The organism is Mesorhizobium sp. M1088, assembly GCF_040318575.1.
GTDB lineage: Bacteria > Pseudomonadota > Alphaproteobacteria > Rhizobiales > Rhizobiaceae > Mesorhizobium.
Genome location: NZ_JAMYMO010000011.1, coordinates 171,211 through 182,943, shown reverse-complemented (window position 1 = coordinate 182,943; position 11,733 = coordinate 171,211). Strand labels below are relative to the sequence as shown.

At 63.9% G+C, this 11,733-nt stretch carries 13 protein-coding genes and 1 tRNA gene; 10 read left to right on the top strand and 4 right to left on the bottom strand.

What is annotated here, in order from left to right:
* Positions 1-136 precede the first annotated feature (136 nt).
* Genes cobA through NKH49_RS16710 form a run of 5 tightly spaced genes read left to right on the top strand, consistent with a single transcriptional unit; the run spans position 137 to position 4,791 of the window.
* Positions 137-943, top strand: a complete 807-nt coding sequence (gene cobA, locus NKH49_RS16730) for a uroporphyrinogen-III C-methyltransferase (RefSeq protein WP_352926783.1) — start codon at positions 137-139, stop codon at positions 941-943.
* Positions 940-2,310, top strand: coding sequence for a cobyrinic acid a,c-diamide synthase CobB (locus NKH49_RS16725; protein WP_352926780.1), 1,371 nt, complete (start codon positions 940-942; stop codon positions 2,308-2,310). Before cobA ends, NKH49_RS16725 begins: the two co-directional genes overlap by 4 nt.
* Positions 2,311-2,314: 4 nt before the next feature.
* Positions 2,315-3,088: an adenosylcobinamide-GDP ribazoletransferase gene (locus NKH49_RS16720; protein ID WP_352926778.1), complete on the top strand. Its 774-nt coding sequence runs from the start codon at positions 2,315-2,317 to the stop codon at positions 3,086-3,088.
* A gap of 24 nt (positions 3,089-3,112) precedes the next feature.
* Positions 3,113-4,123 carry a nicotinate-nucleotide--dimethylbenzimidazole phosphoribosyltransferase gene (gene cobT / locus NKH49_RS16715; RefSeq protein ID WP_352926775.1) on the top strand — a complete coding sequence of 337 codons (1,011 nt, stop codon included), beginning with the start codon at positions 3,113-3,115 and terminating at the stop codon, positions 4,121-4,123.
* A gap of 26 nt (positions 4,124-4,149) precedes the next feature.
* Positions 4,150-4,791, top strand: a complete 642-nt coding sequence (locus NKH49_RS16710) for a hypothetical protein (RefSeq protein WP_352926772.1) — start codon at positions 4,150-4,152, stop codon at positions 4,789-4,791.
* A 178-nt stretch (positions 4,792-4,969) separates the two neighbouring features.
* Here NKH49_RS16710 and NKH49_RS16705 read toward each other — a convergent pair.
* A tRNA-Lys gene (locus NKH49_RS16705) sits at positions 4,970-5,045 on the bottom strand.
* Between the two features lie 105 nt (positions 5,046-5,150).
* The gene (locus tag NKH49_RS16700; protein WP_352681705.1) at positions 5,151-6,056 is read right to left on the bottom strand and encodes a PhzF family phenazine biosynthesis protein; all 906 of its coding nucleotides are present in this window, start codon (positions 6,054-6,056) and stop codon (positions 5,151-5,153) included.
* A gap of 111 nt (positions 6,057-6,167) precedes the next feature.
* Between NKH49_RS16700 and NKH49_RS16695 the strand changes: the two genes are divergently transcribed.
* The 4 genes from NKH49_RS16695 (at position 6,168) to NKH49_RS16680 (ending at position 9,750) form a co-directional block, all read left to right on the top strand.
* Positions 6,168-7,460, top strand: a complete 1,293-nt coding sequence (locus NKH49_RS16695; RefSeq protein ID WP_352539596.1) for an efflux RND transporter periplasmic adaptor subunit — start codon at positions 6,168-6,170, stop codon at positions 7,458-7,460.
* 2 nt (positions 7,461-7,462) lie between these two features.
* The gene (locus tag NKH49_RS16690; RefSeq protein WP_352539595.1) at positions 7,463-8,173 is read left to right on the top strand and encodes an ABC transporter ATP-binding protein; all 711 of its coding nucleotides are present in this window, start codon (positions 7,463-7,465) and stop codon (positions 8,171-8,173) included.
* Between the two features lie 2 nt (positions 8,174-8,175).
* Positions 8,176-9,393, top strand: a complete 1,218-nt coding sequence (locus NKH49_RS16685) for an ABC transporter permease (protein WP_352926769.1) — start codon at positions 8,176-8,178, stop codon at positions 9,391-9,393.
* A 114-nt stretch (positions 9,394-9,507) separates the two neighbouring features.
* Positions 9,508-9,750: a hypothetical protein gene (locus NKH49_RS16680; RefSeq protein ID WP_023720771.1), complete on the top strand. Its 243-nt coding sequence runs from the start codon at positions 9,508-9,510 to the stop codon at positions 9,748-9,750.
* On the opposite strand, the gene NKH49_RS16675 is transcribed toward NKH49_RS16680, so the two are convergent.
* Together NKH49_RS16675 and NKH49_RS16670 are read right to left on the bottom strand one after the other, a co-directional pair.
* Positions 9,747-10,475 carry a hypothetical protein gene (locus NKH49_RS16675; RefSeq protein ID WP_352539593.1) on the bottom strand — a complete coding sequence of 243 codons (729 nt, stop codon included), beginning with the start codon at positions 10,473-10,475 and terminating at the stop codon, positions 9,747-9,749. The genes NKH49_RS16680 and NKH49_RS16675 overlap by 4 nt on opposite strands.
* A 7-nt stretch (positions 10,476-10,482) precedes the next feature.
* A complete protein-coding gene (locus NKH49_RS16670) occupies positions 10,483-11,595 on the bottom strand; it encodes an endonuclease/exonuclease/phosphatase family protein (protein WP_352539592.1) in 1,113 nt (370 codons plus the stop codon).
* On the opposite strand from NKH49_RS16670, the gene NKH49_RS16665 reads away from it, so the two are divergent.
* Positions 11,594-11,731, top strand: coding sequence for a hypothetical protein (locus NKH49_RS16665; protein WP_352470206.1), 138 nt, complete (start codon positions 11,594-11,596; stop codon positions 11,729-11,731). The two genes, NKH49_RS16670 and NKH49_RS16665, sit on opposite strands and share 2 nt — an antisense overlap.
* The last annotated feature ends 2 nt before the right edge of the window (positions 11,732-11,733 follow it).

Here is an 11,733-nt window from a genome sequence, read left to right as displayed (position 1 = left end):
ATCACAACGACCACGCCATCAACTCACAAAGTACATACATCAGTTTCTGAGGGCCGGGCGGTCCGCCCCACGGCTTTGGCGAAAGTTCACTGTATGACGCGCATTACCAGCGGCGCTTTCGCGGACGGGACGGATTGTGAGCGGCAGCAACAGAAACACTACGGTCGAGCAGGCGCTCACCCGGCTCAACTTCAAGCCGCGCCAGCTGGAGCCCGGTCATGTCTGGCTGGCCGGTGCCGGCCCTGGCGATCCCGGCTGCCTGACGCTGGAAGTGCTGGCCGCCCTCGGACAGTGCGACGCGCTGGTTTATGACGCGCTGGTCTCGCCAGAAGTCGTCGCTGTCGCCGAGGGCGCGGAACTGTTCTATGCCGGCAAACGCGGCGGCAAGCAGTCGATGAAGCAGGACGACATAACCGCTCTGCTGGTCCGGCTGGCGCGCGCGGGCCGGCGCGTCGTCAGGCTCAAGGGCGGCGACCCCTATATTTTCGGGCGTGGCGGCGAAGAGGCGCTGGCGCTGGCCGGGGAAACTATCCCGTTCCGCATCCTGCCTGGCCTGACGTCCGGCCTCAGCGCGCTGGCCGCGACCGGCATTCCCGGCACCATGCGCGGCATCAACAAGGCGCTGATCCTGGCGACCGGCCATGCCGCCGGCACCGATGATGATCTCGACTGGGCGGCCATCGCCCGCACCGGCCAGCCGGTGGTCATCTATATGGGCATGGCCAATCTGCCGCTGATCGCCGCCTCGCTGCTCGAGGGTGGGCTGGCGCCTTCGACGCCCGCCGCGGTGGTCGTCGCTGCGACGACCCCGCAGGAACGCATCGTCGTCGCTATGCTCGCCACAATTGCGGAAGAGGCAGCGGCCGCCGGTCTGACCTCGCCGGCGTTGATCGTCGTCGGCGGTATTGTCGCGATGCGCGCGGCACTGGCGGGTGAGCCATGACCCGCGCCATCATCATCGGCGCGCCGCGCTCGGGCTCGGGCAAGACCAGCGTCACCATCGGCATTCTACGCGCCCTCGCCCGGCGCGGCCTGAAAGTGCGCGGCGCCAAATCCGGCCCGGACTATATCGATCCCGGCTTCCACACCGCCGCCACCGGGTTGTCCGGCATCAATCTCGACAGTTGGGCAATGCCGCCCGCCCTGCTCAACGCACTGGCCGGCGAAGCGACCGAGGACGCCGACTTCATCTTCCTCGAAAGCGCCATGGGCCTGTTCGACGGGATCCCTGCTGCTCCGGGCCGTTCCGGCTCGGCCGCCGATCTCGCCCGGCTCTATGGCCTGCCGGTGCTGCTGGTGCTCGACGTCTCCGGACAGTCGACCACGGCGGCGGCCGTCGCCAAGGGCTTTGCTATTTATGACCCCGATGTGCGCATGGCCGGGGTCGTGCTCAACCGGCTGGGCAGCGAGCGCCACCGCCGGCTATGCGGCGATGCCATCGAGGCACTTGGCCTGCCTGTCGTCGGCGCCATCCTGCGCGATCCCTCGCTCAACCTGCCCGAGCGCCATCTCGGCCTCGTCCAGGCCGGCGAATATGAGAATCTGATGGCGCATCTCGACCGGCTGGCCGACATGGTCGAGCGCTCGCTCGACCTTGACGCCATTATGGCGCTGGCGGCGCCATTCACGCCCGCGCCAGGCAATTTCGACGACGCGCTGCCGCCGCCCGGCCAGCGCATCGCACTGGCAGAGGACGCCGCCTTCACCTTCCTCTATCCGCACGTTGCCACGCATTGGCGCAAGGCCGGCGCCGAGATCGTTCCCTTCTCGCCGCTCACCGATGAGGCGCCAGGCGACGATTGCGATGTCTGCTGGCTGCCCGGCGGCTATCCCGAGCTTCATGCCGGCCGCCTCGCGGCCGCGGCGAATTTCAGGGCCGGCATGGCTCGGTTCGCCACCACGCGGTCGGTGCACGGCGAGTGCGGCGGCTTCATGGTGTTGGGCGAAGCGCTCGAGGACGCGTCGGGCGAGACGCATCGGATGCTTGGCCTCCTCGGCCATTCGACCAGCTTCGCCAAGCGCAAGATGAATCTCGGCTACCGCGAGGCGCGGCTGCGGTCCGGCTGTCCGCTCGGCAGCCAAGGCACGCTGATCCGCGGCCATGAATTCCACTACGCGCAGATGATTGCGACCGGCAATGACGAGCCGCTGGCCGACCTCGCCGACGGTCAAGGAAATCCGCTCGGCGCCTCGGGCTACCGGCGCGGCAATGTCAGCGGCACGTTCTTCCATGCCATTGCGAGGGGCGAGAGCATGATCCCGAACCGAAGGACCGCGTTAGCGAAAAGTGGTAGCCGGTTTTCGGAATAGAATCATGCTCAACCTCCAGATCCCCTCGCAACAGCAAATTCTCTATGATATCGCGCTTTGCCTCGTCTTCTTTACCCGGCTGCCGCTGCCGCGAGCCGACTTCCGTGACCGCAGCCTTGCCGCTGCGATCTGGGCTGCACCCGTTGCCGGCCTCGCCGTTGCTGTTGTCGGTGGGCTGGTCTACGCCGTGGGCACAAGGCTCGGCCTTGCCACGGCTCCCGCTGCCGCATTGACCCTTGCCGCGATCTTGCTCGCTACCGGCTGCCTGCATGAAGACGGGCTTTCGGACGTCGCCGACGGCTTTGGCGGCGGCAAGACGCGCGACAGGAAACTCGAGATCATGCGCGACAGCCGCATCGGTGCCTACGGCGCCTGCGCGCTCGGCATCTCGCTGCTGATCCGCTGGAGCGTGCTCTCTGGATTCGCCGGCCCGGCCCATGTCTTCTGGGCCCTCATTGCCGCGCATGCGGGCTCGCGCGGCCTGCTCGGCGCCTTCATGCACCTGCTGCCGCCGGCCCGCGCCGACGGCCTCTCGGCTGATGCAGGCTTAGTCACCGCCGAAACCGCGGGTGTCGGTGCCGCGCTCGGTGCGATCGCGCTTCTAACGCTTGGGGTCGGCGCTGCCATCTTGGCGCTCGTCCTGCTTGCGTTTCTGTTTGCCGCGTTCCGGGCGCTTTGCCTGAACCAGATCGGCGGCCAGACCGGCGACACCGTCGGTGCCCTGCAGCAGCTGGGCGAGATCGCAATCCTGCTCGTCGCTTCCATTTCCCTTTCCTGACTCTGTTTCGGAGATTTTGCCCCCATGCCTTTCAAATCGCTCGATGAACTGCGCGCCGCCTGCCTCGACCTGCCCATTGGCAGCGACGCCGCGGCCAATGCCGTCGCCCGCCGCCAGGACACGCTGACCAAGCCGCAAGGCAGCCTTGGCCGGCTGGAGACAATAGTCGCCTGGCTGGCGCGCTGGCAGGGCCGCGACATGCCAAAGCTCGACCGTGTCAAGGTCTTGGTCTTCGCCGGCAATCACGGCGTCACCGCGCAAGGCGTGTCGGCCTTCCCGTCGGAGGTCACCGTGCAGATGGTGGCGAATTTCGCCGGTGGGGGTGCTGCCATCAACCAGCTTGCCCGCATTGCCGGCGCCGAACTCGACGTCATCCCGCTCGACCTCGACCGCCCGACCGGCGACTTCACGCAAGAGCCGGCGATGGACGACGAGGCCTTCCTCGCCGCCGTCTCCGCGGGCTACGACGCGATCAGCAAGGAACTCGACCTCGTCTGCTTCGGCGAAATGGGCATCGGCAACACCACGCCGGCGGCGGCCATCTCGACCGCGCTGTTCGGCGGCGGCGCGGAGCGATGGACAGGGCGTGGCACCGGCGTCGACGACGCCGGCCTCGTGCGCAAGATCGTCGCCATCGAGGCCGGCCTGAAGCGCCACGCCCCGGCGCTAGCCGACCCCCTGAAAGTAGCGGCAGCCCTCGGCGGCCGCGAGCTCGCGGCGATCCTTGGTGCGACGCTGGCTGCGCGCCACCTAGGCGTCCCGGTGCTGCTCGACGGCTTCGTCTGCACCGCCGCCGCCGCACCCTTGGCGAGATTGCACTCTGCCGGCCTCGCTCACACACTGGCCGCTCACGTCTCTGCTGAATCCGGCCATCGCCGGCTGCTGGAGGCACTCGGCCTGCCGCCCTTGCTCGACCTCGGCATGCGGCTCGGCGAAGGCTCCGGCGCCTGCCTCGCAGTCAACATTGTTCGTTCAGCCCTAGAATGCCATACGCGCATGGCAAGCTTTGAAGAGGCTGGGGTCTCGGAGAAGTAAGGTGGAGCCAAGCGCGGATCGCTTTGATGAACAAACACTCACAGATCTTCGGAGACCCCAAACAGGGGCTTCGCGATATTCTTGCTCGGATCATCAGAGATTTCGACAGCAAGAGCGGCGCTTTTGCCGGGCTGAAATACAATTCGCCGTGGATACTCGCCACCGAGGATTGGGCAGAGCGATCGGGCCATACGGTCGAAGAGCTATGCGAGATGATTTCTCAATGGCGAATCTCAATCTTTTCTGGCGAGCAGACAGACCCGAGCATCGTTCAGATTTTTGAAGATCTTCGCAGCGCCGCGGAAGATTGGCGAACCGAGACAGACTACATCGATCCACCCCTTCCCTTCGATCCTGAAGAGGCAAAATTCCCCAATCGCAAAGAACTGAAAGCGCATACCCCCAGGGCTTGGGATTCTTTGGGATTATCGACGCAATGGCATCACTACGATGCCCGAGACCTTAGTTTTAGCGGAATTATCGAAGATAGATTTGGTCACGAAATTAGATTCTCGATGACCTTCAAGCTGGCATATGGTGGTCCCATAAGGTTGTTCTTCCAATTTCCTTACTATTCTGAAGGCGATCCGAGACATCTAGACCTCTTTATGCTTTCAGGCTGTTTTGTCTGTCAGGAACCTCCGTTTGCCCGAAGCACCCGACCTTAAATGGACCGTCGGTAAAAGCAGGACAAACTTCGATGCCGTCGACGGCGTCTTGGCCATAGTGCGGGCGATCCTCAGCTGTCTGCGGCCGACTATCCAATAGCGGCTGCATAAATGCGGCCACCCGATAGCGGCGAAACATCCCGCTTTCTAGGTCTTTCCACCAATTTTCTGAAAAATTTGGTGGGTGCGCACAGGATTGAACTGTGGACCCGCTGATTAAGAGTCAGCTGCTCTACCAACTGAGCTACGCACCCACTCGGCCGGCAAAACCGGCGTTGGCGGGCATATAGCCGCCGATATCCGCCATGTCCAGCCCCGTGGGATTCATTTCCCGACAAATCGCCGAAGTGCCGCGCCCGTCAAACAAAAAGCCTGCCTTCAGCCACCTTCACCGCATGGCCGCCGATGCGGGCGGCCGCCAGTTTGCCGCCTTCGACATTCAGTTCGAGGCGAATGCGCGAAGGCCGGCCCATCTCCAGTCCCTGCTCGATCCACAGTTGTGAAACGCCGTCCGTCGGGCCGTCGAAATGCATGATCGCGCCGGCGAAGGCGGCCGCCGCTGAGCCGGTCGCCGGGTCTTCGTAGGACGGATTGCCGGGCACCATCATGCGGACATGGAAGGCGCTGTCGTGATGCACCGTCTCGCGGCAATAGACATAGGGGCTGGCGAAGGCCCATTCGCTCTTGCGTGGTGCGAGCTCCGACCAGGCCTGGTTGTCCAGCCTGATCCGGGCGGCCGCCTCCAGATTGGCGACGGGGATGGTCACGTAGGGCACGCCCGCCGACCAGAACGAAACGCGGTGGTTCTCGAAGCCGATCTCGTGCGGCCCAAGGCCAAGGGCCGCGCCGATCGCCTCGGGATCGGCCGACAATGCCAGCTGCGCCGGCAGTTTCGCCAGGTCGAACTCGGCAAAGGTCGAACCGTCGTGCTTGCTGACAGCGCAGCGCACCGGGCCAATATTCTCCTCGAGCACGAAGATGCCGGCGGCCTCTCCCGCAATTTCGGCGAGCGCTATCGCCGAGCCGACGGTTGGGTGGCCGGCGAACGGCATTTCATAATCGGGCGTAAAGATACGGATGCGGGCCCGGTGCTTCGGGTTGTCCGGCGGCAGCACGAAGACGGTTTCGGACAGGTTGAACTCGCGCGCCACCGCCTGCATGGTCGCAACGTCCAGCCCATCACAGTCGAGCACCACGGCCAGCGGATTGCCGGCCAGCCGGTTGGTGGTGAATACGTCGTAAAGCAAGTAATTCCGCGGCTGCATCTCAGTAAGTCCTCTGCCTCATTCCAAACATGAGCGAAATTTAATTTGAATTTTGAACCATAAGGCCTGATTTGTGCACCGATGGGATATCACTGAACATAGGGGTCCGGCGTGGACCAGATTGTCAATCTGCCAAAGACGGAATCCGCTTCCGCCATCGAGACGGCGCTCGGGCTCGACCACCAGGGCCTGAAGACAAAACGCCGTCGCGGTTGGGGTTACGCAGTGTTCGCACTGCTTGCCGTCGCCGCGAGTGTCGTCGGCTACCAGTGGTATGCGGGCTCGCCCGCCAAGATCGAGTATACCACGACACTGGCCGCCATGGCCGACCTTACCGTCGCCGTTTCGGCTACCGGCGCGCTGCAGCCTCTCACCCAGGTCGATATTTCCAGCGAACTCTCCGGCGTCGTCCGCTCGGTTTCGGTCAACGAGAACCAGCTGGTGAAGAAGGGCGATGTGCTGGCCGCGCTCGACACCGCAAAGCTGGAGGTGCAGATCGAGCGCGCCCAGGCCTCCGCCAAGGCAGCGGCGGCGAGCGTCGAGGACGCCACCGTGACCCTGGCCGAAAACGAAAAGGCGCTGGTGCGCGCGGCGCAACTGACCAAGCGCGGCATGGCGACGGACCAGTCGCTCGAAGCGGCAACCGCCACCCGCGACCGCTCGAAGGCGGCGCTTGATATCGCCAAAGCCAACCTCGCCATGGCCAATGCCGATCTCAAGGCGCAACAGACGGATCTTGCCAAGAGTACCATCTACGCTCCGATCGACGGCATCATACTGACGCGCTCGGTCGACCCCGGCCAGACGGTCGCCTCCTCGCTGCAGGCGCCGGTGCTGTTCGTCATCGCCGCGGATTTGAAGAACATGGAATTGAAGGCTGCGGTCGACGAGGCCGATATCGGCGCCGTCAAACCCGGCCAGCATGCGCGCTTCACCGTCGACGCGTTCCCCGAACGGCCATTCGACGCCGAAATCCGCGACATTTCCTATGCCTCGGTCACCACCGACGGTGTCGTTACCTATGATGCAAGGCTCGACGTCGACAATAGCGAGCTTCTGTTGCGGCCCGGCATGACAGCCACCGTCTCGGTCGTCACCAAGCAGGCCAAGAACGTGCTCACCGTGCCATCGATCGCCTTCCGCTACCGGCCGGCGCAGACGGCGGAGCGCGGCTGGAGCCTCACCGACCTGTTCACCGGCCGCATGGGACGCCCCGGCGGCAACCGCCAGCACCAGGCGGCGGCGAAGCCCACCGACGGCTCGCGCACGCTCTACGTGCTGGAGAATGGGCGGCCGCATCCGGTCAACGTCAGGGTCGGCTCGACAGACGGAGAACTGACCGAGATCGTCTCCGGCCTGGAGGAAGGCGCGCAAGTCATTACCGCCTCGCAGCAGCGGAGCTGATCGTGGCATCGGGCGCGACCACCCTCATAGGCTTCGACAAGGTCTGGAAAAGCTATGGCCGGGGCGAAGCCCGGGTGCATGCGCTGGCCGGCGTCGACCTCGCCATCAGGCGCGGCGAATTCATCGCCATTATGGGCCCGTCCGGTTCGGGCAAATCGACGGCCATGAACATCATTGGCTGCCTCGACACGCCGACCGCTGGGACCTACAGCTTCGAAGGCATCGACGCCGGCCGTCTCGATCGCAATCGCCGCGCCGTACTGCGCAACCTCTATGTCGGCTTCGTCTTCCAAGGCTACAACCTCTTGCCGCGCACCACGGCGGCGGAGAATGTCGAACTGCCGCTGATCTACCGCGGCGTTGGTGCCCGCGAGCGTCGCGGCCTTGCCATGCAGGCGCTTGCCGAGGTCGGCCTTGTCGGCCGCGAGCATCATACGCCAGCCGAGCTGTCCGGCGGCCAGCAGCAGCGCGTGGCGATCGCCCGCGCCATCGTCACCAGGCCGACGCTGCTCGTTGCCGACGAGCCGACCGGCAATCTCGACACCGCACGCACGCACGAGATCATGGAACTCCTGACGCAGCTGAACAGCGAGCTCGGGCTGACTATCGCCATGGTCACGCACGAAGCCGATGTTGCCGGCTATGCGCAGCGCACGATCCGTTTCCTCGATGGCCATGTCGCCTTGGACACAGCCAATCTCGAGATGGCCTAGCCATGATCTGGGAAACCGTTCGCCTCTCGCTCCGCTCCATCCGCCGCAACGTGCTGCGCTCGTTCCTGACGCTGCTCGGCATCGTCATCGGCGTCGCCGCCGTCATCGCCATGCTGACCATCGGCTCGGGCACCACCGAGAAGGTCAAATCCGACATTTCCAAGCTCGGCAGCAATCTGCTCGTCATCCGTTCCGGCCGTCCGGCCGGGCCTGGCGGACCTGGAGGGCTCGATCAGGTCGTCCGACCGCTGGGCGACAAAGATCTCGCAGCGCTTGTCGCGCATCTGGACGGCGCGCGTGCCATCTCGCCGACGTCGCAAAAGCAGGTGCGCGTCATTTTCGGCACCGAAAGCCTGACCTCGGGCGTCACCGGAACCGACAGCGCCTATCTCGATGCCCGCGACTGGAAGCTGGTTTTGGGCCGCCCGTTCAGCGATTCGGAAACCCGCTCGGGCACCGGCGTCTGCCTCATCGGTGAGACGGTGCGCCAGCAGTTCTTCGGCGCCGGCGACCCTGAAGGCGAGATCATCCGCGTCAACCGCACTTCCTGCAAGATCATCGGCTTGCTCGAACCGAAGGGCTATACCGGTTTCGGCCAGGACCAGGACAATGTCGTGCTGATGCCGCTCGCCGCCTATCAGCGTCGCATTGCCGGCAATCGCGACATCGATTCGATCTATGTCGCCGCCGACGACCGTACGCCAACCACGGTGCTGCAGCAGCGCGTCGAGGACATCTTGCGCGACACACGCCGCATCACGCCCGACCGCGACGATGATTTCTCGATCCGCGACATGACCCAGATCGCCGATGCCATGGCCAGCGCGACCACCACCATGACTGGCATGCTCGGTGCCGTCGCCGGCGTCAGCCTGCTCGTCGGCGGCATCGGCATTATGAACATCATGCTGGTGTCGGTAACCGAGCGCACGCGCGAGATCGGCATCAGGCTCGCCATCGGCGCCCACGAAAAGCACATCCTCATCCAGTTCCTGGTCGAGGCAACCGTGCTGTCGCTGCTTGGCGGCATCATCGGCATCCTGATCGGCCTGGCCCTTGCCGGCCTCGCCTCGCTGACGCTGACGATCCCGTTTGCGCCAAGCCCGGCGGTCATCCTGCTTGCTGTCGGCTTTTCCGCGCTGATCGGCATGGTGTTCGGCTTCTTCCCGGCGCTGCGCGGCGCGCGGCTTAACCCGATCGACGCGCTGAGGCATGAATAGGCATTGCAGCAAGTGTCGCCTCCAGACGCTGCCAATTTTTTATGCAACCTGCCCTTGTCGCAGCACATTCTGCAATGATAACAATGCTGTTGGGGACTAAGGGGGGAACAATGGATGAGCAAGAAAGCGCGACTGGCTCTGGCGATTGTGATCGTCGAAGCCGCCTTGGCAGGGCTTTGGTGGAATTTGATCCTTTATGGGATGGAGAATCCCGATCGCGTCACCGCTGACTTCCAGCAGGTAATTGGGCAGACGATGGGAACAGCGATGGGGGCGCTCCTGGGTCTCGGCGTGCTGTTGTATTTTGTTGCCGCCCGCAACGACCGCAAGGCTATTGAAGGTAGGCTACGGCGTTAGAGTTGGAAACCTTGCTCGCTCGCAAAGTGCCATTCGATCAGCGGTCTCATATGCGGCATCAGCCCGTCCGGCAGATCGGCGGCATTGCGGATGATTACAGGGCCTTCGATTTCAGGCTCTGATTCGGCGGCGACGAATGCACTGATCCGCTGTGCGAGGTCGTCGGCGGAGGCCGTCTCGCGGTAGCGGCGAAAGATCACCGTGCCGGTTGCCGTCGACAGGGCGTAATGGCGCCTGCCGCGTGTCGCACCTGATAGATCGAGCCCGGTTTCCTCCAGTACCTCGCGGATCATGTTGAAGTCGACGTCAACAATGCCGTCGCGGAAATCGGTTGGCTCGAACGAACCGGCGGCGAAGTAGACGCGCCCGGCATTGACCGTATGCGGTGCCATACGGATCGCCACCAACGCGTTGTCGCCGGCGACCAGCATGGCGTGCGCGTAGGCATGTTCGGCGCCAGGCACCTGTCGATTGCTGCGCCAAAGCATGAAGGTCGAATAACGCACCGCATGGCAACGGCCGACTAGGCGATTGTCGCGATAGCTGAGAGCGGAAAGCAGCACCACGGTGCCGTCGAAAAGCGCCGGCTTGGCCGCGGTCTCACGCCGCCAGTTTGCCGCGATCGCGTCGGCATGATCGCGCTCGAACGGATGCGGGCCGGAATCGAGCCTGACGTCGATGGCATCGACCGGCAGGATGACGTTGCGCGGCAAATCGAAACTCACGCCTGTCTCACACCATGTCGAGGGCAATTGCTACTGGGCAATGGTCGGATGCCTTCGGCCGGTCCCACCCGGCGCGTGGGAAGCGCTCGACCTCCTGGCCCGCCGGAAATATGGTGCGCCAAGGCTGCCCGCTACGGATGATATCGGGAACGGCGGTGGCGTTCTGCCTGGCTAGCGCCCTCGACAAAAGGATGTAGTCGAGCTGGCAGAGATGCCGCTCTTCCGGTCCGCGCGTGTGATAGAAAGTCCAGCGGTCCATTTCCGGCCGCCGCTCGACCGTGTTTTCGCAAAAACCGCCGGCAGTGAGCACGTCGATGCAGGACCGGGTCTCGTCGATCACCTCGAAGCGATGGCCGTCGAAAACATCGCCAGTGATCTTCACGCGCTGCCGGTAGTCGTTCATGTCGCCGCAGATTGCCCAGCGCTTGTCGGCGGCATTATCCTTACCGAAGCGCTCCTCGATGATCCGGCGCACCGCTTGCGCCTCGGCGATGCGCAGCGGCATTGTCGCCTCGCGGCCGTCGAGGCCGTTACGGGGCGAGCCCATCGACTTGAAATGCACGAGATACAGCGTCAACGGCGCGCCAGCGACTGTCAGATCGATTTCCAGGCAGTCGCGTCGGAAGATGCGTTCATTGGCCTGGTGACCAAGCGCTGCCAATTCCGCCGTGTGCAGGCCGAATTGCTCGAACGTGACATAGGCGTAGCTAGTCATGCGCACGAATTCGATTGGCTGGCCCTGCGCGGTCTCGTTGCGCATCATCACGGCGACGTCGATGCCGCGCGAATCATTGCCGGCGGTGGTGTATTTCTGCCGGTAGCCTTGCCCCACCATCTTGAACAGATAGCCATATTCGAAGGCCCTCAGCGCCTCGATATTGTCGACTTCCTGCATGCAGATGATGTCGGCGCGGGTGGCCGCGATCGCCAGCGCCGTCAACTGGCGCGTGTCGTCGGACTGCGCGATCGCCCGCGCCTGCTCGAGCATCTTGTATTCGGCCTCGCTCTGGATGTCGAAAAGCGCCAGTGTGCGATCTTCGTTGAGCTGATTGCGGTATCCGGAATAATCAAACCTGTTCATTAGGTTTTCGACGTTGAAGGTGGCAAGGCGCAGCGACATGGCTTTGAGCTTTGCCCGCAAGCGCGCCCGAAAACAAGGGCGCAGAAACCAGGCGGCTCTGATTGATCGCGCGCTCGCCATGGTTGACGGAACCTTTTTGTTCATCTTCCGTTCAGATGGAAAGTTCCATCAATAGGC